Origin of the sequence: Staphylococcus croceilyticus (assembly GCF_002902575.1) — a bacterium.
GTDB classification, from domain to species: domain Bacteria; phylum Bacillota; class Bacilli; order Staphylococcales; family Staphylococcaceae; genus Staphylococcus; species Staphylococcus croceilyticus.
Genome location: NZ_PPRD01000010.1, coordinates 1 through 23,317 on the forward strand (window position 1 = coordinate 1; position 23,317 = coordinate 23,317).

General features: G+C 33.2%; 22 protein-coding genes, 1 pseudogene and 1 riboswitch. Of the genes and pseudogenes, 8 read left to right on the plus strand and 15 right to left on the minus strand.

All coding sequences use genetic code 11. From position 1 onward, the window contains the following. Nucleotides 1-85 precede the first annotated feature (85 nt). From CD128_RS11765 to CD128_RS02330, 6 genes and pseudogenes are all read right to left on the minus strand, one after another. Nucleotides 86-157, minus strand: a pseudogene (locus tag CD128_RS11765) (UPF0223 family protein); the annotation flags it as partial. 174 nt (nt 158-331) lie between these two features. Continuing rightward, entirely contained in the window at nt 332-1,738 is a 1,407-nt protein-coding gene (gene lpdA / locus CD128_RS02310) for a dihydrolipoyl dehydrogenase (protein ID WP_103297108.1), read from the minus strand. Nucleotides 1,739-1,741: 3 nt separating this feature from the next. Further along, complete coding sequence (locus CD128_RS02315) at nt 1,742-3,040, minus strand: dihydrolipoamide acetyltransferase family protein (protein WP_103328477.1); 1,299 nt, start codon at nt 3,038-3,040, stop codon at nt 1,742-1,744. 220 nt (nt 3,041-3,260) lie between these two features. Next, nucleotides 3,261-4,238 (minus strand): alpha-ketoacid dehydrogenase subunit beta, encoded by a 978-nt coding sequence (locus tag CD128_RS02320; RefSeq protein ID WP_103297106.1) that lies wholly within the window; start codon nt 4,236-4,238, stop codon nt 3,261-3,263. A gap of 3 nt (nt 4,239-4,241) precedes the next feature. After that, on the minus strand, nt 4,242-5,354 hold the full coding sequence (pdhA, locus tag CD128_RS02325; RefSeq protein WP_103328478.1) for a pyruvate dehydrogenase (acetyl-transferring) E1 component subunit alpha: 1,113 nt from the start codon (nt 5,352-5,354) through the stop codon (nt 4,242-4,244). Nucleotides 5,355-5,522: 168 nt separating this feature from the next. After that, nucleotides 5,523-6,149 carry a YkyA family protein gene (locus CD128_RS02330; RefSeq protein ID WP_103328479.1) on the minus strand — a complete coding sequence of 209 codons (627 nt, stop codon included), beginning with the start codon at nt 6,147-6,149 and terminating at the stop codon, nt 5,523-5,525. 130 nt (nt 6,150-6,279) lie between these two features. Here CD128_RS02330 and def point away from each other — a divergent pair, with 130 nt between their 5' ends. The 3 genes from def (at nt 6,280) to rnjA (ending at nt 9,149) form a co-directional block, all read left to right on the plus strand. Further along, nucleotides 6,280-6,831, plus strand: coding sequence for a peptide deformylase (gene def / locus CD128_RS02335; RefSeq protein ID WP_103328480.1), 552 nt, complete (start codon nt 6,280-6,282; stop codon nt 6,829-6,831). A gap of 420 nt (nt 6,832-7,251) precedes the next feature. Further along, nucleotides 7,252-7,470, plus strand: coding sequence for a DNA-dependent RNA polymerase subunit epsilon (locus CD128_RS02340; protein WP_103297102.1), 219 nt, complete (start codon nt 7,252-7,254; stop codon nt 7,468-7,470). Beyond that, complete coding sequence (gene rnjA / locus CD128_RS02345; RefSeq protein ID WP_103297101.1) at nt 7,470-9,149, plus strand: ribonuclease J1; 1,680 nt, start codon at nt 7,470-7,472, stop codon at nt 9,147-9,149. The genes CD128_RS02340 and rnjA overlap by 1 nt, the downstream gene beginning before the upstream one ends. 103 nt (nt 9,150-9,252) lie before the next feature. Here rnjA and CD128_RS02350 read toward each other — a convergent pair whose 3' ends face one another. From CD128_RS02350 to CD128_RS02360, 3 genes are all read right to left on the minus strand, one after another. Then, nucleotides 9,253-9,912 carry a potassium channel family protein gene (locus tag CD128_RS02350; RefSeq protein ID WP_103297100.1) on the minus strand — a complete coding sequence of 220 codons (660 nt, stop codon included), beginning with the start codon at nt 9,910-9,912 and terminating at the stop codon, nt 9,253-9,255. Between the two features lie 124 nt (nt 9,913-10,036). Beyond that, the gene (locus CD128_RS02355; RefSeq protein ID WP_103328481.1) at nt 10,037-11,053 is read right to left on the minus strand and encodes a cytochrome d ubiquinol oxidase subunit II; all 1,017 of its coding nucleotides are present in this window, start codon (nt 11,051-11,053) and stop codon (nt 10,037-10,039) included. Beyond that, a complete protein-coding gene (locus tag CD128_RS02360; RefSeq protein ID WP_103328482.1) occupies nt 11,053-12,405 on the minus strand; it encodes a cytochrome ubiquinol oxidase subunit I in 1,353 nt (450 codons plus the stop codon). The genes CD128_RS02355 and CD128_RS02360 overlap by 1 nt, the downstream gene beginning before the upstream one ends. 214 nt (nt 12,406-12,619) lie before the next feature. Here CD128_RS02360 and CD128_RS02365 point away from each other — a divergent pair, with 214 nt between their 5' ends. Next, nucleotides 12,620-12,853, plus strand: a complete 234-nt coding sequence (locus CD128_RS02365; protein ID WP_103328483.1) for a glutaredoxin family protein — start codon at nt 12,620-12,622, stop codon at nt 12,851-12,853. A 152-nt stretch (nt 12,854-13,005) separates the two neighbouring features. Here the strand turns inward: CD128_RS02365 and ptsP are convergent, their stop codons facing one another. From ptsP to auxA, 5 genes are all read right to left on the minus strand, one after another. Next, nucleotides 13,006-14,721, minus strand: coding sequence for a phosphoenolpyruvate--protein phosphotransferase (gene ptsP, locus CD128_RS02370; protein ID WP_103328484.1), 1,716 nt, complete (start codon nt 14,719-14,721; stop codon nt 13,006-13,008). Between the two features lie 2 nt (nt 14,722-14,723). After that, the gene (locus CD128_RS02375) at nt 14,724-14,990 is read right to left on the minus strand and encodes a phosphocarrier protein HPr (RefSeq protein WP_103297095.1); all 267 of its coding nucleotides are present in this window, start codon (nt 14,988-14,990) and stop codon (nt 14,724-14,726) included. A gap of 330 nt (nt 14,991-15,320) precedes the next feature. Further along, nucleotides 15,321-15,863, minus strand: coding sequence for a DUF697 domain-containing protein (locus CD128_RS02380; RefSeq protein WP_103328485.1), 543 nt, complete (start codon nt 15,861-15,863; stop codon nt 15,321-15,323). Nucleotides 15,864-15,928: 65 nt separating this feature from the next. After that, entirely contained in the window at nt 15,929-17,101 is a 1,173-nt protein-coding gene (locus tag CD128_RS02385) for a class I SAM-dependent rRNA methyltransferase (RefSeq protein WP_103328486.1), read from the minus strand. Between the two features lie 168 nt (nt 17,102-17,269). After that, a complete protein-coding gene (auxA, locus tag CD128_RS02390) occupies nt 17,270-18,565 on the minus strand; it encodes a lipoteichoic acid stability factor AuxA (RefSeq protein ID WP_103328487.1) in 1,296 nt (431 codons plus the stop codon). A 151-nt stretch (nt 18,566-18,716) separates the two neighbouring features. Between auxA and graF the strand changes: the two genes are divergently transcribed. From graF to CD128_RS02405, 4 genes are all read left to right on the plus strand, one after another. Next, complete coding sequence (graF, locus tag CD128_RS11770; RefSeq protein WP_197730772.1) at nt 18,717-18,851, plus strand: glycopeptide resistance-associated protein GraF; 135 nt, start codon at nt 18,717-18,719, stop codon at nt 18,849-18,851. Nucleotides 18,852-19,008: 157 nt separating this feature from the next. Continuing rightward, nucleotides 19,009-19,109: riboswitch (TPP riboswitch) on the plus strand. Nucleotides 19,110-19,197: 88 nt separating this feature from the next. Next, nucleotides 19,198-19,773, plus strand: coding sequence for an ECF transporter S component (locus tag CD128_RS02395; protein WP_103328488.1), 576 nt, complete (start codon nt 19,198-19,200; stop codon nt 19,771-19,773). A 12-nt stretch (nt 19,774-19,785) separates the two neighbouring features. Further along, nucleotides 19,786-21,189 carry an ABC transporter ATP-binding protein gene (locus CD128_RS02400; protein ID WP_103328489.1) on the plus strand — a complete coding sequence of 468 codons (1,404 nt, stop codon included), beginning with the start codon at nt 19,786-19,788 and terminating at the stop codon, nt 21,187-21,189. Beyond that, on the plus strand, nt 21,182-21,991 hold the full coding sequence (locus CD128_RS02405) for an energy-coupling factor transporter transmembrane component T family protein (RefSeq protein ID WP_103328490.1): 810 nt from the start codon (nt 21,182-21,184) through the stop codon (nt 21,989-21,991). The genes CD128_RS02400 and CD128_RS02405 overlap by 8 nt, the downstream gene beginning before the upstream one ends. A gap of 67 nt (nt 21,992-22,058) precedes the next feature. Here CD128_RS02405 and purD read toward each other — a convergent pair whose 3' ends face one another. After that, the gene (gene purD / locus CD128_RS02410; protein ID WP_103328491.1) at nt 22,059-23,297 is read right to left on the minus strand and encodes a phosphoribosylamine--glycine ligase; all 1,239 of its coding nucleotides are present in this window, start codon (nt 23,295-23,297) and stop codon (nt 22,059-22,061) included. Between the last annotated feature and the right edge of the window lie 20 nt (nt 23,298-23,317).

The following is a 23,317-nucleotide window of genomic DNA, read 5'->3' on the forward strand; positions in this document are numbered from 1 at the left end:
AAAAAAGTCTGATTTCCTCTTTGTCGCTTAATCTAATTATAATTAAATAATTTTTTTATTTATCAACCGATGTTTGCGTAGAACCATTAAAAAATGCTATAACATCCACCATTTCTTCATTTGTCCAATCTAAATCTAACGGATATTGATATTCCATATACTTTCCTCCTTTTAAAGAAATTTAAAAATAATAATTATCACTACTTCATTAATGCCCTTTTTATTCCTTATATATTCAAAAAAGGGTGGAACAATGAATTCTAAAGTGAATTCAAAGTCCCACCCTTCAAAGATGTGATGTTATTGAATAAATAGTCTAATTAACTAATTATTACATAGTGTGGATTGGTAATCCGATTGCTTTTTCAGCAGCTTCCATAGACATTTCACCTAAAGTTGGGTGAGCATGTACAGTTAATGCGATATCTTCTGCATTCATACCAGCTTCAATAGCTAAGCCTAATTCAGAAATGATATCTGAAGCGCCATTACCAGCAATTTGTGCACCGATAACAGTTCCATCTTCTTTTAATGTGATAAGTTTAACGAAACCAGTAGTATCGTCTAATGATAATGCACGGCCATTACCAGCATAAGGGAATTTAGATGCTTTATAATCTAAACCTTCTTCTTTAGCTTGAGCTTCAGTGTAACCAACTTGAGCTAATTCAGGTTCAGTGAAGCATACAGCTGGCATACCGATGTAGTCAACTTCTGAAGCTTGTCCTGCGATAGCTTCAGCAGCTACTTTAGCTTCATAGCTTGCTTTGTGAGCAAGTGGTAAACCAGGAACGATATCACCAATTGCATAAATGTTGTCGATAGAAGTACGGCTTTGTTTGTCTACTTCTAATAATCCACGATCTGCGAATTTAAGACCTAATTCTTCTAAACCTAATTCGTCAGTGTTTGGACGACGACCAACTGTTACTAATACGTAATCAGCTTCGATAGTTTTTTCTTCACCTTTAGCTTCGTAAGTAACTTTAACGCCATTTTCAGTTTCTTCAGCATTTTTAGCCATTGCTTCAGTAATGATTTCAACGCCTTTTTCTTTCATACCTTTTTTAACTGGTTGAACCATTTGTTTTTCGAATCCACCAAGAATTTCTTTAGCGCCTTCTAAAATTGTAACGTCTGAACCAAAGTTAGCAAATGCAGTACCAAGTTCTGAACCAATGTAACCGCCACCTACAACGACTAATTTGCCTGGAACTTCTTGTAAGTTTAACGCGCCAGTTGAATCGATAACACGTTTACCAAATTCGAAGTTAGGAATTTCAATTGGTCTAGAACCAGTTGCGATAATAGCGTTTTTGAAGTTATAAGTTTGAGCACTTTTTTCGTCCATAACGCGTAAGCTGTTGTTATCTACGAAATAAGCTTCACCTTTAACGATTTCAACTTTATTACCTTTTAATAAGCCTTCAACACCACCAGTTAATTTACTTACAACTGATTGTTTGAATTCTTGAACTTTGTCAAATTTAAGTGATACGCTTTCAGCGATTACACCTAAGTTTTCAGAGTGTTGAGCTTCTACAAAGCGGTGTGAAGCGTGTAATAATGCTTTAGAAGGAATACAACCAACGTTTAAGCATACACCACCTAAGTTACCTTTCTCAACGATAGTAACTTTTTGTCCTAATTGAGCTGCGCGAATTGCTGCAACGTAGCCACCAGGACCTGCTCCGATTACAATAGTATCTGTTTCAATTGGGAAATCTCCAACTACCATGTTTTACCCCTCCATTAATAATAATTCTGGATTATTTAATAAGCGTTTAATGTGATTCATAGCGTTTTGACCAGTAGCACCGTCGATTTGTCTGTGGTCAAAGCTTAATGATAATGCTAATACTGGAGCTGCTACAATTTCACCATCTTTAACGATAGGTTTTTGAGCAATACGGCCAATACCTAAGATAGCTACTTCTGGGTGGTTGATAACTGGAGTGAACCATTGTCCACCAGCTGAACCGATATTACTGATTGTGCATGTAGCACCTTTCATTTCTTCAGATGTTAATTTACCGTCACGAGCTTTAACAGCTAATTCGTTAATTTCGTCTGAAATTTGGAAGATAGATTTACGATCTGCATTTTTAACTACAGGTACTAATAAACCTCTTTCAGTGTCAGCTGCGATACCGATGTTCCAGTAGTGTTTGTGTACAATTTCGCCAGCTTCTTCATTGAATGAAGTGTTAAGTGCTGGGTATTTTTTAAGTGCAGAAACAAGTGCTTTAACAACATATGGTAAGAATGTTAATTTAATACCTTGTTCAGCTGCAACTTCTTTGAATTTTTTACGGTGATCCCATAATTCTTGAACATCAATTTCATCCATTAATGTTACGTGTGGAGCAGTGTGTTTAGAGTTAACCATTGCTTTAGCAATTGCTCTACGCATAGCTGGGATTTTTTCAGTAGTTTCAGGGAAGTCGCCTTCTGGAACTGATTGAGTTTGAGCTACTGAAGCATCTTCAGTTGAAGTTGCTGCTGCGCTTTCGTTTGAAGCAGCTGCTTGAGCACCGCCACCATTAACATGATTATCAATGTCTTCTTTAGTGATTCGGCCATTTTTACCTGAACCAGCTACAGCTTTGATGTTAACGCCTTTTTCACGAGCGTATTTACGAACAGATGGCATAGCTTTGATTTGTCTATTTTCATCTACTTCTTCATCTTGTGATGCTGATGCTGCTGGAGCTTCTTCTTGAGCTTCTTCTTGAGCAGGTGCTTCTTCTTTAGATGAAGCGTCGTCATCATGACCACCTTTAAATTGCATTTCTTCTGCATCAGGTGCATCAATTTTAACGATAACGTCACCTACTACTGCTACAGTACCTTCGTCAACTAAAACTTCTTCTACTGTACCGCTAACAGGAGATGGAATTTCAACTACAGATTTATCGTTTTGAACCTCTGCTAATACATCATCTTCTTCAATTGTATCTCCGGCTTTAACAAACCATTTTACAATTTCACCTTCGTGGATACCTTCACCAATGTCGGGTAATCTAAATTCAAATGCCACGTTCTTGTCCTCCTAAGATTTTCATATTCATTCATTTAATTAAATTTATAACATAGAGTAAGGACAGAATAATCAATAATGTTAAACATCATTCAATTATTATGTCCTATATCTCTAATGTACACTTAACTATTGACATACAGAGTAAAAAGTAAACATTTTACTTACTAACCTTCTATATGCTAACTACAATTTTTAAAATTGAAGCTTACTGATATTATTAGAATTCTAAAGTAGCTTTAGCTTGTTCAATAATATCATTTTTGTTTGGTAACCAAACATTTTCAGCTTGAGTGAATGGATAAACTGTGTCAGCAGCCGCTACACGTGCGATTGGTGCTTCTAATGAAAGAATAGCACGTTCAGCTAATTCAGCAGCTACAGTAGCACCAACACCAGCTTGACGTTGAGCTTCTTGAACTACTACAGCGCGACCAGTTTTTTCAACTGAAGCAACTAAAGTATCGATATCGATTGGTTGTACAGTACGTAAGTCGATAACTTCTACTGAATAACCTTCTTTTTCTAATTCTTCAGCAGCTTTTTCAGATTCTTGAACCATTGCACCGTAAGCGATTAATGTGATGTCATTACCTTCTTTTTTCACATTCGCTTTACCTAAGTCAATTGTATACTCTTCTTCTGGAACTTCTTCACGGAATGAACGGTATAATTTCATGTGTTCTAAATATACAACTGGATCATTTGATCTGATAGCTGAAAGTAATAAACCTTTAGCATCATATGGGCCAGAAGGAATTACTACTTTAATACCAGGTGATTGAGCTAAGATACCTTCTAAGTTATCCGCGTGTAATTCTGGAGTGTGTACCCCACCACCAAATGGTGCACGGATAGTTACAGGAGCTACTTTAGAACCACCTGAACGGAAACGTGTACGAGCGATTTGACCAGCCACTGAGTCAAATACTTCGAATACGAAACCAAGGAATTGGATTTCCATAACTGGACGGAAACCTTCAACTGTTAAACCAAGTGCTAAACCACCGATACCTGATTCAGCTAATGGTGTATCGAATACACGGTCTTCACCGAATTCTTTTTGTAAACCTTCAGTTACACGGAATACACCGCCGTTAACACCAACGTCTTCACCGAAAACTAATACGTTTTCGTCATTTTGCAATTCAGTTTTAAGCGCATTGTTAATCGCTTGAACCATTGTCATTTGTGCCATGGCTTATTTCGACTCCTTCTCTTTGTAAATTTCATATTGTTCAGCTAAGTTTTGAGGCATTTCTTCATACATGATGTCCATTAAATCAGTAACTGTTTGTTTTGGAGTGTTGTCAGCCTCTTTAATAGCTTTCTTGATTTCGTCTTTAGCACGTTCGATAACTTCGTTTTCTTTATCTTCGTTCCATAATCCTTTGTTTTCAAGGAATTTTCTGAAGCGTACTAATGGATCTTTTTTCTCCCAATCAGCATCTTCATCTGAAGTTCTGTAACGAGTTGGGTCGTCCCCAGCCATTGTATGTGGACCATAACGATAAGTCATAGTTTCAATTAATGTTGGGCCTTCGCCATTTACTGCGCGATCACGAGCTTCTTTAGTAGCTTGGTATACAGCTAATGCATCCATACCATCAACTTGGATACCAGGGATACCTACTGCGATAGCTTTTTGAGCTAATGTTGTAGCAGCAGTTTGTTTACTACGTGGAGTTGAGATAGCGTAGTTATTGTTTTGAATTACAAAGATTGCTGGAGCTTTATAAGCTGAAGCAAAGTTAATACCTTCATAGAAGTCACCTTGTGAAGAACCACCGTCACCAGTGTAAGTGATAGCTACAGCTTTTTTACCACGTTTTTTAAGACCGAATGCTACACCAGCAGTTTGGATGTATTGTGCACCGATAATGATTTGTGGACTGAATGCATTAACGCCTTCAGGGAATTGGTTACCTTTGAAGTGACCTCTTGAGAATAAGAAAGCATCAGTTAAAGGTAAACCATGCCAAATGATTTGTGGCACATCACGGTAACCAGGTAAGATGAAGTCTTCTTTTTCTAAAGCGTATTGAGAAGCTAATTGTGAAGCTTCTTGTCCTGCTGTTGGAGCGTAGAAACCTAGACGACCTTGTCTATTTAATGAAATAGAACGTTGGTCAAGGATACGTGTCCAAACCATTCTTTCCATTAATTCTACTAGTTGTTCATCTGTTAAATCAGGTACTAAGTCTTCATTTACGACATTACCATCTTCGTCCAAAATTTGAACCATTTCAAATTTCGACTGAGTATCATTTAATACTTTTACTGCATCGAATTGGGCTTGTAACTTAGGAGCCATTCAATTCACCATACCTTTCCCATATAATAGAAATTCATTTTATCCTCTCATAGTGTACCACAATTTTTTTGTACTGTTAAACATTTTAATAAAGTTCTGTATTACTAAAAAAGATACAGATTTCTAAACTGTATTAGTGGCAATTACACAACTGTATTAATTTATATATTATGTGAGTTTATCGATATCTTGCTTTTCTTTATTTACTGTATTCATCGCTTTAGAATAGTCTTGGAATTTCTTTTTGAAATTATCTTGCGCTTTATTTAATGCGTCATTTTTTTCATCTACTTGAGATTGAGTGATACCATCTTGTTTTATTAAATCAAATAAATCTTTTTCTTTATTTAATACATTTTTATATGCTTTAGCATAAGCATCATGCGTTTTATATTTATCTTTAACGGCATCATCTAATTGTTTAACTTCTTTTCGTTTATCATCACTTTTTATTTCTTTAATATGAGATTCACCTTTTTTAAATTGTTTCTCAGAATCTTCAATTGCAGAAATCTCATCATTAAATGTGTTCTCTCGTTGCTTGATATTATCGAGAATGTCATCAGCTGCTTTTTTACGTGTGTCATCATTATTGCTGTTTGCTTTTTTGTATAAGTCTTGTTTTTTCACTTCAAGATCATTTAGCTTTTTGCTTGTGCTTGTAATGCCTTGCTCTTTTTCAAAAGCTTTTTGAATGTTGTCATCATAAGCGCGTACTTCTTTTTTATCAGTAGTACAACCAGCTAATAAGATGCTTGAAGCAACTGCTACAGCAAGTGTTTTACGTAATTTCATTAATTGTTATCCTCCTCGTAGTGATTCGATTGTAATATTATAGAAAGATGGATTATAAATCAAATGAAATCAGATAATGTACTAAACAACCCCTAATCTGTTATATTTTAGTATAAGGAAGGTGTATGACATGTTAACTATGAAAGATATTATAAGAGATGGTCACCCTACATTACGCGAAAAAGCTGAAGAAGTAAAACTGCCACTCTCTGATGAAGATAAAAATACTTTACGTGCTATGCGTGAATTTTTAATTAATAGTCAAGATGATGACATTGCAAAAAAATATGGATTACGTTCTGGTGTAGGCCTAGCTGCGCCTCAAATCAATGTTTCTAAACGTATGATTGCAGTTTATTTACCAGATGATGGCGAAGGTAAATCATATGATTATATGTTAGTAAATCCTAAAGTGATGAGTCATAGCGTTCAACACGCTTATTTACCAACTGGGGAAGGTTGTTTAAGTGTTGACGAAAATATTCCTGGACTAGTTCACCGTCATTTTAGAGTTACCGTTAAAGCCTACGATATTGACGGTAAAGAAGTTAAATTAAGACTCAAAGGCTATCCAGCTATTATATTTCAACATGAAATTGACCATTTAAATGGTATTATGTTCTATGATTACATCGATAAAGATCACCCATTAACACCATTACCAGATTCAGTTGAAGTATAAGTAATACATTTATATGCTTAATATATTTTTAAAGATGCTTCTTTCTTTGAAAATATATTAAGCATTTTTTATGCAAGCTTAGGTAAAATATGTAGTTATTTATAATGTCAACCTAAATATAAACTGCTTTATTTATTTAGATACATAATGTAAAATGAGTATTAACTGACAAGATAGTTTAATACTATTTTTCAAATAATGAACGAAATTAATCACTACTCTGTGAACAATATTAGTGACAAAGTTAAATGGTCATTAATTACTTAAACTTATCGAATATATATTATTAAAATTATATTTTTACTGACTCAACTTTCAATCTATGCGTTAATTTGAAAATGAAAATAATCGATATACTTTGCTATACTAAATTGTTTAACTAGAGTCGCATATTAATATATTTTAGGAGGAATTACCATAATGGCAGTATTTAAAGTATTTTTTCAACATAACAAAGACGAAGTAATCGTTCGTGAAAATACAAACACAATTTACGTTGAAGGTGAAACTGAAGAACAAGTTAGACGTTATTTAAAAGATCGCAATTATAACATTGAGTTTATAACTAAATTAGAGGGCGCACATTTAGAATATGAAAAAGAACACTCTGATCACTTTAATGTGGAGAGCGCTCAATAATGAAACAACTACATTCTAATGAAGTAGGTGTATATGCTCTAGGTGGTTTAGGCGAAGTTGGTAAAAATACTTATGCCGTAGAGTATAAAAATGAAATCGTAATTATCGATGCTGGTATTAAATTCCCGGATGATAATTTATTAGGTATCGACTATGTGATTCCAGATTACACTTACCTTGAACAGAACCAAGATAAAATTGTCGGTCTGTTTATCACTCATGGACACGAAGACCATATAGGTGGTGTGCCCTACCTATTAAAGCAAATTAATGTACCTATTTATGGTGGTCCATTAGCTTTAGGTTTAATTCGTAACAAATTAGAAGAACATAATTTATTACGTAATGCTACACTACATGAAATCAATGAAGACAGCGTTATTAAATCTAAACACTTTGAAATTTCATTCTACTTAACTACACATAGTATTCCAGAAGCATATGGTGTCATTGTTGATACACCGGAAGGTAAAATTGTGCACACTGGTGACTTTAAATTTGACTTCACTCCTGTTGGTGAACCAGCTAATATCGCTAAAATGGCTGAGTTAGGTAAAGAAGGCGTATTATGCTTACTTTCCGACTCAACAAATGCCTTAGTACCTGATTTCACTTTAAGTGAAAGAGAAGTGGGTCAAAACGTTGATAAAATTTTCCGAAACTGTAAAGGTCGTATTATTTTCGCGACATTTGCATCTAATATTTATCGTGTGCAACAAGCAGTTGAAGCGGCAATTAAGTACAATCGTAAAATTGTAACTTTCGGTCGTTCAATGGAAAACAATATCAAAATTGGTATGGAATTAGGCTATATCAAAGCACCACCAGAAACATTTGTTGAACCAAATAAAATTAATAATATTCCTAAACATGAGTTATTAATCTTATGTACCGGTTCTCAAGGTGAACCAATGGCAGCATTATCACGTATTGCTAATGGTACACATAAACAAATTAAGATTATCCCTGATGATACAGTAGTATTTAGTTCATCACCTATTCCAGGTAATACTAAAAGTATCAATCGTACAATCAATGCTTTATATAAAGCAGGCGCAGATGTTATTCATAGTAAAATTTCTAACATTCATACATCTGGCCATGGTTCTCAAGGCGACCAACAATTGATGTTACGATTAATTCAACCTAAATACTTCTTACCAATTCATGGTGAATATCGTATGTTAAAAGCACATGGTCAAACCGGTGTTGATTGTGGTGTTAAAGAAGAGAATGTCTTTATCTTTGATATCGGAGATGTTTTAGCGCTTACGCATGATTCTGCACGTAAAGCTGGCCGTATTCCTTCAGGTAATGTACTTGTAGATGGAAGTGGCATCGGTGACATTGGTAATGTGGTTATTCGTGATCGTAAGTTACTTTCTGAAGAAGGTTTAGTCATTGTGGTAGTAAGTATCGACTTCAAGACTAATAAATTACTTTCTGGTCCTGATATTATTTCACGTGGTTTTGTTTACATGCGTGAATCAGGTCAACTCATTTACGATGCACAACGTAAGATTAAAACAGATGTCATTTCTAAGTTGAATTCAAATAAAGATATTCAATGGCATCAAATTAAATCTTCAATTATTGAAACATTGCAACCATATCTTTATGAGAAAACAGCTCGTCGACCAATGATTTTACCAGTCATTATGAAAGTTAATGAAGATTAATCATTATAAATAAAACAATAAGCACGATATAGACATGTTATATAAACATGAACTATACCGTGCTTTTTTATGTGTATACTATTGCCGATTTTTATTCTCAACGTTAACGTACGATTTTCTTTTCAAAACGATTTAAATCATTGTCGTGACCAATCATAATGAGTATATCTCCAAATTCAATATTCATACTAGGATCCGGTGATACGATAATGTCTTTGCCTCGTTTAATCGCGATAATATTAATACCAAACTGACGACGAATATCTAAATCAATAATAGATTGGCCCGTCATCTTCTCGCTCGCTTTCAATTCAACTAATGAGTGCTCATCAGCTAATTCAAGATAATCTAACACACTTGCACTCGCCACATTATGCGCAATACGTCGGCCCATATCTCTTTCTGGATGCACTACTGTATCTGCCCCAATTTTATTTAATATTTTAGCATGATAATCATTTTGAGCTTTAGCCGTAACTTTTTTTACCCCTAGCTCTTTTAAAATTAAGGTCGTCAACGTACTCGATTGAATATTTTCTCCTATCGCTACAATTACGTGATCAAAGTTACGTATACCCAAACTTTTCATTACCGCTTCATCAGTAGTATCCGCTACTACTGCATGTGTAGCGATATCACTGTACTCATTAACCCTTGCTTCATCTCTATCAATTGCCATAACATCCATATCAAGCGCATTAAGTTCTCTTACGATACTACCACCGAAACGCCCTAGACCTATAACAACATATTCCTTCTCCATACCGTAGATACCCCTATCTTCTATAAAAAATAGGAGCTAAGTAAGCTTGCTCCATGTCTTGAAAAGTAAACATACTCACTTCAAAACATAAATTAAACTTATCTCAGCCCCTTCTATATCGTAATTATTTCTTGCCTTCGACATATGATTTATCGAATACAAATAATCTCAATAATAATATTAACGATGGAACTAATAAAAGTAAACCTAAAATAAATACGATTACAAGCGCTAAGCCCATTGATGGATTAACACCTGAATCCGTAATTTTAATATATGGATACAAAATATAAGGTAACTTACTCATACCGTAGCCATAAAAGGCAAAAGCCATTTGTAAAATAACCATAATAAACGCTAAACCATGATATTTTTTCATTAGATTTAATACGCCAGCAATCAAGAAAAAGATCAAGCTTATCGCAAACATCCACCAATAATTCGTCACTGCGTTATAAAAATGATTTGAATTTTGAATTCTTAATGATAGGAATACAAATAATGAAATAATAATCATTGGTGGTCCCCAAAACATAAACCATTGACGCATAAATGAGTATGCTACTTCATCTCTAGCTTTAGCTGCATAATACGTTAAGAAACCAGATGAAATGTACAATACACTAATAATTGCTAAAAATACTACTGACCATGCGAATGGACTTAATAATAATTGAATCCAATCTAAATCAAGGTGTGAACCTTTTTGGTTAATATAACCGCCTTCAGAAATAGTTAATACGGTTGCTAATGAAGCTGGAATTAATAGTCCAGTAAGTCCGTATAAAAAGATCCACGGTAATTTTGTATCTTGTCCATAATGTTCAAAAGCATAAAAACTACTTCTAATTGAAATAAGTACTAATGCAATTGAACCAGGTACTAATAGCACTGTACCCAGATATAAGGCAGAATCAGGAAAGAATCCTACAAAACCTACAAAGAAGAAGACAAAGAACACATTTGTAACTTCCCAAACTGGATTAAGATAGCGTTCAACAAGATGATTAATCTTTTTTTCTTCTCCAGTTAATTTCGTATGCAATGTGAAAAACCCTGCGCCAAAGTCAATTGAAGCTACAATAATATAGAAAAATAAGAATGTCCATAATACAACAATACCAATACTAGTATAATCCATTATGCTTGACCTCCTCTTTCAATTACTTTGTCTACATCATCTTGGGCTGGTTTATTTTTAAACATACGCAATAATACATAGGCTGAAGTAACTAACAGAACTAAATATAATAAACCAAACATAATGGTTACTAATGTAATCCCACCAGCTTGTGTAGCTGCTTGGCTTACGCGCATATAGCCTCTAACGATCCATGGCTGTCTACCCATTTCAGTTAAAAACCACCCAAATTCAATAGCTAATAATGAAGCAGGTCCTGTCAGTAATACTGCATATAATAAACCTTTGTTCAATGTAAATTTGCGTAATTTTTTAAAGATTAATGTAAGTATAAATAATCCTGAAACAATAAAGCAGAATATACCCATCGAAACCATTAAATCAAAGAAGTAATGCACTATTAATGGAGGTAAATCATTTTTAGGAAAATCATTTAACCCTTTTACTTTAGTATTAATATTGTTATCAGCTAAGAAGCTTAACATGCCAGGAATTTTAATTGCGCCATGAACTTCTTGTGTTTTATCGTTTAATACGCCGAAAAATACTAAGTCAGCTTTGGATTGTGTATCAAAATGCCATTCATAAGCTGCTAATTTCTCAGGTTGTACTTTATGAAGAAATTTCGCTGACATATCACCAGCAAGCATGGCAAGTAAAGTATTTATAAAACCAACGACCATCGTCATTTTTAATGCTTTTTTATGATAGTCTGCATCTTTATTGAACTTGTTTTTCAATAGTTTGAAAGCTGCAATAGCGGCTAGTAGAAATGCCATTGTCATACCAGCTGTAGCTACTACATGAAATGCTCTAACTAAAAATGAAGCATTAAACATTGCTTCAAATGGTTGTACATTGACCATTTTGCCATGTTTCATTTCGAAACCAGCTGGAGTATTCATAAATGAGTTGACTGACGTGATGAAGAAAGCTGAGAACGATCCACCTATTATAACTGGAATACTTATAAGAAAATGTATCCATTGATTTTTGAAACGATTCCATGTGTATAGATAAATACTTAAGAAAATCGCTTCAAAGAAGAAAGCAAATGTTTCCATGAAAAGAGGTAAAGCTATAACATGTCCGCCCATTTTCATGAAGGTTGGCCAAATCAATGAGAGTTGTAAGCCAATAATTGTACCAGTAACCACCCCTACTGCTACTGTAATCGTATAACCTTTCGACCAACGTTGTGCTAATGCTATATATTTAGGATCTTTATTTTTAATTCCTAAAAATTCTGCGATGGCAAACATTAACGGCATACCTACACCAATGGTAGCAAAGATGATATGTACCGCTAATGTCATTCCGGTTAGAAATCGGCTAATTTCAACAGAATCCATATATTAATCACCTTTTCTTTATATTTAAGATTTATATTTTTAGAAACAATTGATATAAATTATATTACTTTCATTTTCCTATCTAAATTGTTTTGCTTAATCTTCATAAATTTTTAACAATGTGTTTCACAAAATTTTCACAGTTTGCATTTCTAAGATATATTTTATATAGTAATTTCAGTTAAAAATAATTGACAAAAAGGAGTGTTTATTAATGTCTTCAATTACAATATATACACAAAATGATTGTCCGCCTTGTACATTTGTTAAGAATTATTTAAGCGAACATCATGTGAATTATGAAGAAAAAAATATTGCTAAAGATGAATATCGACAAGAAATGATGAATTACGATGCATTTGCGACACCATTTATACTTTTAAATGATGAACCTATGTACAACGTTGATATAGAGAAGATTAACAAAGTCTTTAATATTGAGAATTAATCGCTTTAATAAATAAATTTTTTCAAAATTAAATATTTCCCACTAAAAAACGTCTCACATCTAGTTTACAAAGTTAAGTCTTGATGTGAGACATTTAAAACAAGAAAAGCACCTTTGTCTAATGTCAAATTAAACAAAGATGCTTTTTATAATTATTTAGAAATATTATTTACTAACTCTTTAACTTCATCTTGAGTAGCACAATTAATTGCACGTTGTGCTAATTCTGCCATTTCATTTTTACTTAAACCATTAATTTGTCTTCTAGCTTTTAAGATAGATGTTGCACTCATAGAGAATTCATCTAATCCTAAACCTAATAGTAATGGAATAGCTGTTTCGTCTCCAGCCATTTCACCACACATACCAGTCCATTTACCTTCTTTATGAGAAGCTTCAATAACTTGTTTAACCAAGCGTAAAATCGCTGGATTGTATGGTTGGTATAAGTAAGAAACACGTTCTGACATACGGTCAGCTGCCATTGTATATTGAATTAAATCATTCGTACCAATGCTGAAGAAATCAACTTCTTTAGCAAATACATCTGCTAAAGCAGCAGTTGATGGGATTTCAACCATGATACCTAATTCAATTTCATCTGACACTTCGTGACCATCGTTTTTAAGTTTATCTTTTTCTTCTAAAAGAATCGCTTTTGCATCACGGAATTCATTAATAGTTGCTACCATTGGGAACATAATATTTAATTTACCGTATGCAGAAGCACGTAATAATGCACGTAACTGTGTTCTGAAAATATCTTGTTGATCTAAGCATAAACGAATTGCACGATATCCTAAGAATGGATTCATTTCTTTAGGTAAATTTAGGTAAGGTAATTCTTTGTCCCCACCGATATCTAAAGTACGCACAACTACGCGTTTATCTTTCATCGTTTCAAGTACTTTTTTATAGGCTTCAAATTGCTCATCTTCAGTTGGCATTTGATCTCTACCCATATAAAGGAATTCAGTTCTGTATAAACCAATACCTTCAGCACCATTTTCCATTACGCCATATAAATCATCAGGCGTACCGATATTTGCAGCTAATTCAGCATGTTCACCATCAATAGTGACAGTTTCTGCGTCACGTAATTTTTGTAATTCTTTCTTATCTTCAAAGAAACGTTCACGTTTATTTTGATAAGCGATTAATTCATCTTCAGTAGGATCAATGATTACGTCACCAGTTGTACCATCAACGATAATCATATCGCCTTGTTTAACTTCTTTCGTAATTGTTTTAGTACCAACTACTGCAGCAATTTCTAATGAACGACTCATAATTGCTGAGTGACTAGTACGACCACCAATATTAGTAACGAAGCCTTGAACAAATTCTTTATTTAATTGTGCAGTGTCAGAAGGTGTTAAATCATTTCCGACGATAACTACACTTTCATCAATCATACTTGGGTTAGGTAAATCAACACCTAAAAGATGTGCTAACACACGTTTAGAAACGTCTCTAATATCTGCAGCACGCTCTCTCATGTATTCATTATCCATTGATTCAAAGATTGTAATAAATTGCGTAGTGACTTCATGTAATGCTTCAGGAGCACTTACTTTTTCATTCGCAATTTTATCTTCGATTGGTTGAATTAACTCAGGATCATCAAGTACTAATAAATGTGCATCAAAGATAGCAGCTTTATCAGGACCTAATTGTTTCTCAGCGTTATTTCTGATTTTAGTTAACTCGATTTTAGAAGCTTCTAACGCATTTCTAAACTTTTTAATTTCAGCATCAGTATCAGTGACTTTTTCATTAGTAAATGATAAATCTGGTTCTACTAATAAATATGCTTTAGCAATTGCTACGCCATCAGACGCAGCAATACCTTTAATTAAGTTTGACATAATTACTCAGTTAAACCTTCTTTAGATAAGACATCACTGATAGCTTGAATTGCGTCTTGTTCATCGCTTCCGTCAGCATAGATAGTGATTTCAGCATCTTTACCTACACCTAAACTCATAACACCCATGATAGATTTTAAGTTAACTTTTTTACCGTTGTATTCTAATTGAATATCTGAATCAAATTTTGATGCAGTTTGAACTAACATAGTTGCAGGACGTGCATGAATACCAGTTTCATCGATAATTACATAAGATTTTTGTTCCATAATCTATTTCTCCTTCGCAAAGTTAGAATATTCTAATTTATCATAATCTAACATAGTTTTATAACATAACACTACCAAAATATAATAGCAAATTCAATTCTTATACGATTGAACTACTATTATACTGGTAAATGATATGACTAGACAAGCAATTCAGATTATCAATAAACACTTCTATATCAATATTTATACTTTCCTTGTTTAAAATTGATGTGTCTACTTAAGTATCAACAATCTGTTGCTTACTCTCATTTAGTTAATAAATTTAATCAATATTGTAATTGTTATCTTATTAACACTTTATATTAATTATACTACAACATTTCCATTTTAAATAATATCATATAGTACTTTTTCACATTTTTCTATGTGGTCGCGTCCTAATTTGTTCATAAAGTAGTAACTTATAGATGCTGAAACTGCTTGTCCAACCACTGGGAACCATTTCGTTTGTTTGGCAGCAGCACGTTTCGCCATATCTCTGATTACTACTTTTAATACAGCACTTGATACTTTTTTACCTACAAATGAACTACCTTGAATAGCCGCTGCTGCTAGCACACGTTCTCTAACATCATCACCTAAAGTATTCACTTGTTTATGATCAAGACCGTAAATTTTATTAACATCTTCAATGATGTCTCTCATTAATTTAATATCTACACCAAAGTCTAATCCAGGAATAGGAACAACGCTCATTCCAGAAGATAAAAGAGATTTCTTTTTGACAAGCGCTTCGGCTCTTACTCTGCGCTCTTCAATTTCTTCTTTAGTAGTAGGTAAAACACTTTTTTCTTTAATTTCTTCCATATTTAATACTTTGTTACCTACTTTATTTGTCATATTATTAGTAAATCTATCCATAATACCCATACTTCGACACCCTTTCGTATTAATTCTTTTCATTCATTAAACCATTATACCCACTTTTATTTATGTTAATGCTTAATATTTAAGAATACTGCTTTCAAGTATTTAGATGGTTTGTAATGTGGATGTGTTTTGAAATCTTTTGGTAATCCCATGACTTCTTCTATTTCATATTCTACGCCAGCTGCTTCTAATGTCTTTTTAATCACATTTTTAAATGATTTTAATGGAAAGACGCTTGAATTTGTACATAATAACATTGAGCCATTTGGCGCTAAAATATTTAATGCTCCATTAATCAAGTCATCGTAATTTTTTTGAACTGAAAAAGTTTTTTTCTTATTACGCGCAAAACTTGGTGGATCAATAACGATTGTGTCGTATTGTTTGCCATGACGAGCAGCATAATTATAAAAATCGAATGTATCCATTACATAGATATACTGACTTTTAGGGTCAATACTATTTAGTCCGAAGTTCTCTTCAGTAAGAGTACGAGAACGATTTGCTAAATCGACACTTGTCGTCATTTCCGCATTCTGAGCCGCTATAACCGAGAAAGCCCCTGTATAACTAAATAGGTTAAGTATTGATCTTCCTTCTGAAAAGTGATCACGTAATTTTTTACGCACTTCTTTTTGGTCTAAGAAAATGCCTGTCATTAAGCCATCATTTAAATCTACATTATAAAATGTAAAGTTCTCTTCTATTACAATTGGAAATTCTGGTGTTTCCCCTAACACATGGCCTCCAGTATACTCTGTATCTTTAAAACGCATTTTTTCATAAATTGACTTAAACTCAAATACGTTTTGAATGGCTTCTACGACGTTATAACGGAACTTGTAAATTCCTCTTGAATACCATTGAATAAGTAAATGTCCATTATAATTATCAATCGTAAGTCCACCTACGCCATCACCCTCAGCATTAAATAGTCTAAATGCATTTGTGCCTTCAATATGATAATAATACTCTCTTTCTTCTAGCGCTTGTTTAAACAAACTTTCGAAAAACTGTGTATTAATAACTTCATTTTGGTCGTAACTCAAGACCCATCCTAAACCTTTATGTTGACGTCCAACATATGCAGTTGCAATGTATTGATCATGTTCTGTCATTAAATAAAATAAGTCGCCTTCCTTTAGATGGTCGTGTTGATAGATATCTTCTTCATCGACTAACGGATATTGATTTAAATATTTTGTTTCTTTTCCTTTATTTAAAGTTGCTATTTTCATCTCTAACGCTCCTATTTAAATCATATTTTTTATATTAGAAAATCTTTACATTATACGTTCTTGTTTATTTTAACAAAATTAATTTTCACTTTATACTAAACGAAATAAAATAACTCCCCTCAAAGTTCTTCATTGGAACTTTGAAGGGAGTTAGTTATGTTCATAATATTAAGGACGATCTCTCAACTGTAGTGTGAATGCAATTATTACTGCTATTAACATAATGATTAAGGTTGGCGTAATAAAAATTGATAAAAGCAAACCATGAAGCATAATGTTAATAAATTCTGTCAATAATTTGAAGAATAGAATACTTATCATAAAGAGTTGTAAATAATAGAATTTACCTCTTAAAAAATGTGTGAATGTAGTAGCAATATATATAATGATAATAAACATTAATAATAATAATGTTACCCATTCAACCACATATTGCGTTTGAGATAATTGCCATTCACCAGATACAAATAATGAATTTCGATTGTTAAATTCTATAAACGTAAATAAGAATAAAACAAAACCACAGAAGATTTCTACATACTCGGGTTTAATCCATTTTGGTCGACGCATCCAGTTAGGAATATCGTCTTCTTGAATATCAAAAACATTTTTGAATTTACTTTTAAATTTATCGCGTTTAGCTCTAATTTTTTCTAAGTCTACACTTCTTCTCGTCTTACGTGCATATTCTGATGTTTTATCTTGAAGTTGTTTAAAATGAACTTTAGATTGAGTCGATACATTTCCTTTAGTAGTTCTAGATAATTCTGGTTCTTCTTCCCCTAGTTCTTCTTTAGTTAACGGAAGTGATCTTCTTAAGAATAAGAAGTTCCAAATAGATGCTTGAGCTAATAGCCACATCACTAAGAAGAAAGTATCTACACTTAAAATATCAATTGGTGCAATTTCATTTGCATCAATTTTTCCGTATAAAGAAATTTGAGTAATTAAATAAGCAATTCCATATGCAACAATAGTCCATAGATAATGGCTTTTTCTGTTCTCACTATAAAGTTCATCTTTATAGACGATATAACCTGTATGAATAATAAATGGAATAACGAAAATTATTGCCCAAATACCATATACTTGTGTCATTAGTGTAATCGTAATAAGGAAATATAGAATTCCAATAACTAAAAAGAAAATTGAGATGTCGTAATCATATTTTGTAGTTCTATATAATGTATAACCAATCAACATTAAAAGAATACCAAACAAAATAATAATGACTGCACTAATAATAGGAAAGTTGCCTATGAATCTACTCATCACTCTAATTATTTCACTAAAGAATGCATTAAGAAAATCCCATAAATTATGTATCCTTAATTCAGCCTTATTTTTATCTTTGAGTTGTTTAATTAAAGGTAAATTGATTAGGATAATGAGACCCGTGAAGAGTGAAACGATACCGATTAAATAACTGTAAATAATCTCGGTGTGTTTCTTAAGAAAAGACATACTGTTCACCTCAAAATTTATTATATATGAAGATTTTCATCTTGTCTTTAATAAAAAAATAAAATACTTCTCTGGACCTATATAAGTTTATCCTACTTTTTGAATGGGTAAACTATAGATGTAACAATTATTCAACAAGGAGTGTTGTATGATGACAAACGAAGATGCTAAAAAATCAGCAGCTGAAAAAGCAAAAGAAACTGAAGAAAAATTAAAAGACCAAAAAGAAGAAAAAACAGATGATCTTGAACAAACTAAACAAGATGTTCAAGATACATTAGATTAATTTAAATTTTCATTTTTTTGCTACCAGCCAATTTTAATTGGTTGGTAGTTTTTTTATTTAACATTTTTAATTTTGAATAATTTTATTGAACCTATAATATTTAAAAGCATCTTGACATTATTTCTCAAAAGTCATACATTTAAATTAAATTAAATATTCAACGCACTAGGGGTGTGTATACTGAGATGAGGAGTATCCTCGAACCCTTTGAACCTGATCTAGTTAAAAGCTAGCGTAGGAAAGTGTCGCTAATATAAATAATTGTAATATATACATAAAGCATGTTATTTAAATTCACGCACAACTTTCTACGGAGGGTTGTGCGTTTTTTTAGGAGGAAATAGTTATGTCAAAAGGTTTAAAGCTATCAGAAATCTTAGTAACAGTACTGATTGCTGTTGTATTTGCAATTATTTATAACTTATGGTGGTTACCATACAATTTTGCTCAAGTAGCAGGTATTCATCTAGAACAATTAACTTATGGGGTATGGTTCATGGCTGCTGTAGTAGCATATTTAATCATTCCTAAACCAGGTATTGCCTTAATTGCTGAGTTTGCTGCAGGCGCTGGTGAAACGATTGTAATGGGTAAATTTGATATCCCTACTATTATTTACGCAGTTTTACAAGGTTTAGCATGTGAAATTGTTTTTGCTATTTTTAAATATAAATCACGTTCGTTAATGGTAGCTGCATTAGCTGGTTTAGCCACTGCTTTAATCTCATTCCCTATTGATTATTATTATGGTTACTTAAAAGATGTAGCTGCATGGAACTTAATATTATTTATTGTTTTTCGTGCAATTAGCGGAATCGTACTTGCAGGAATATTATCATGGTTAATTGTTAAAGCGCTTGATCAAACTGGCGTAACTAAATTATTCCGCCCTGCTTCTCAAAAAGATTACGACAACCTATAAGGGGAAATTGATGTGTTAAGAGTTAAAAATTTACGCCTAAAATACCCAAATGGTAATCGAAAAATTTTCGATAACTTAAGTATTGAAATTAAAGACAAACAAAAAGTGCTTTTACTAGGTCCATCAGGATCTGGTAAAAGCACATTGCTTAATGTTTTAAGTGGTATCGTTCCGAACCTTATCGAACTTCCTATGAAGTATGATGAGTTAGAAATTGATTCGCATTCTGGTGTTATCTTTCAAGATCCAGATACACAATTTTGTATGCCTAAAGTATATGAAGAATTAGCATTTGTGCTTGAAAATAAACAAGTGCCTCGTAACGAAATGGATCACCAAATCGAAGAAGCCCTTGCTTCTGTAGATTTAAATGTCACTGAAGATACTTTCGTTAATAACTTGAGTGGCGGTATGAAACAGAAATTAGCTATTGTAGAAACCATTTTACAAGAAGCTAATACGCTTTTCTTAGATGAGCCTACTGCTATGTTAGATGTAGATGCTACAGCAGATTTATGGAAAAAATTAATCCATTTATGGACAGATCAAACAGTCCTTATTGTAGAACACAAGGTGGAACATATTTGGGAATTTGTTGACCGTGTAATTTTAATGAATTACGAAGGTGAAATCATCGCTGATAATACACCTGATTATATCCTTCAAAATTGTGAAGCATTACTTTCAGAATACGGTGTATGGCACCCTCATGCATGGGACCATGCCCCAGAGGCAAAACCACTATCGCCTAATAAAAATGAAGTATTCCTTGATTTTAAAAATGGTGAAATCATTCGTGGAAAGAATGAATTGTTTACTGTGGAGGATTTAAATGTACATCCGGGAGAATGGATTACCATTACTGGTAAAAACGGAGCTGGAAAGACTTCTTTATTGGAATCAATTCTGCAATTAATTAAATATAAAGGGCAAATGTTCTACCAAGATAAACAATTGAAAAAAATCAAGGATGCTGCTAAACACATGTATCTAGTTTATCAAAATCCAGAACTTCAATTTATTACCAATTCAGTCTATGACGAAATTAATATTCATTATAATCATCTAGACCGTAAAGCTGCAGAGAAAGAAACACAAGAGTTATTAAAACTTTTACATTTAGAAAACGTAAAAGATCAACACCCTTTTGAATTATCAATGGGTCAAAAACGTCGTTTAAGTGTGGCAACTGCTTTAAGTTCAAAAGCTGACATCATTTTACTTGATGAACCTACGTTTGGTTTGGATAGCCATAATACATTCCAATTGATTGAGTTATTCCAAGAACGCGTGTCTAATGGACAAACGATTATCATGGTAACCCATGACCCTGAAATCATTCGTCGTTATCCAACTCGTCGACTAAATGTTGAAAATGGACAACTTAAAGAGATGGCAGGTGACCTTCATGTTTGAACGATGGAAAAAGCATTATACGTTCGTTGATGATGTCAATATTATCACTAAATTATTACTTGGAGTCGCTTTATTCTTCTTTGTTATCTTTGTACATAATTTTGATTATATGATTTATATAACATTATTAATGTTCATTTTCTTACTTGCATTTAATGGTACTGCCTTTAAAATTACTGGCTCATTTATATTAGTATCTTCATTATTTGCATTATTATCTTCTTTATTTATGATTTTATATGGTGACGGCACCCATATGATTTTTAAATGGGGTATTATTCAAATTAGTGTTGAAAGTATCGTCAGAGGACTTCATTTATCTTTACGTACAATAACCGTTTCTATGTTGGGAATTTTAATCGCTTTAACTTCACAAATTGTTATGATTTTTTATAGTTTAATGCAACATTTAAAAGTTAAACCTAAAATTGCTTATGCATTTATGGCTGCGATTAGAATGGTTCCTCTCATTTTTACATCATTTATTCAATTGAGACGTTCGTTAAAAATGCGTTATCAAATGATCGATGCTTCAAATTATAGAGGTCTTAAACGTCTAAAACACTTATTGATTCCCATCTTAAGTCAAAATATCCGTCGTGCACATCAATTATCTGTGGCGATGGAATCTAAAGGCTTTAAAGATGGTCCAAGAACGTATTATTACAAAGCACCTTTTTCTTATAAAGATATTTTATTTGTGATTTGCGTTGTAGCCATTTTAATCATTGCATTTTACCTTTCACAATACTTACCTATCACTGGTATTACTGATGCGCGTGTATCAGGATATACAGCTTAAAGCAAACATTTAGGGCGTATCACTCACAAAGTGATACGCCCTTTTATTAATACTTTTATTAATACTTTTATTTCAATGCTTTATTTCCAATATCGTGACGATAGAATAGGTTATCGCTTTCTACTTTTTCCACATTGCTATAAGCTGCTTTTTGCGCTTCTTCAATCGTTGCCCCTTTTCCAACAGCTAATAAAACTCTTCCTCCTGAAGTAACGAAAGCATCATCTTCTTTACGTAAACCACTAACGAAATAATTATCATTTAATTCGAAGCCTGTTACTTTGGCACCTTTCTCATAACTGCCTGGATAGCCTTTAGATGCTAACATGACGCCTACAACATAGTCATCTTGCCATTGGAAGCGGATAGGATCTTTACGGTCTAAAGCGACGATTTGCGCCATTAAGTCACTTTCTAAACGACTTAATAATACTTGTGCTTCTGGATCTCCAAAACGCGCATTAAATTCTATGACTTTAGGGCCTTCTGAAGTTAAAATTGCTCCAATATAAAGCAATCCAAAGTAATCATACCCTTCCGCTTTCATCGCTTTCGCAATAGGTTGAGCAATTTCTTTATCCGTACGTTTTAGAACATCTTCAGAAATATGAGGGACTGGACAATATGCACCCATACCGCCAGTGTTAGGACCTTCATCGTTATCATACGCGCGTTTATGGTCTTGAGCGATACAGTCAAATGGCACTGCATAGTCACCGTTAATAAAGGTCATTAATGAGAATTCTTCACCTTCTAAAAATTGCTCAAATACTACTTTACCTTGTTCTTCTGGATATAGGGTTTCAACCGCTTCAATCGCATCTTCGCGCGTTTCGGCAATAATTACGCCCTTACCAGCTGCCAATCCATCTTTTTTAGCTACAATTGGCAACTCACATTGATTTACGTAGTCAAGAGCTTCTGTTTTAGAATTCACTTCTTTATAATCCGCAGTTGGAATATCGTATTTCTCCATTAATTGTTTAGCGAATAACTTAGAACCTTCTATTTGTGCTGCTTCTTTATTAGGACCAAACACTTTAATATTCGCTTGACGCAAGCGATTAGACAAGCCATCAATAAGAGGTTGTTCAGGGCCAATAACTACCCATTCAACATTATTTTCTTTTACAAACTTTAAAATAGCTTCGTGATCATCTTCAGCAATTTCAGTATGTGTTTCTGCCATATTCTCCATAGCATCATTGCCTGGAATAGCAAATAACTGTTGAATCAATGACGATTGATGTAATTTAGAAACTAAAGCGTGTTCACGTCCACCTGCACCTATAACTAAAACATTCATCTCACAAGTCCCTCCATTCT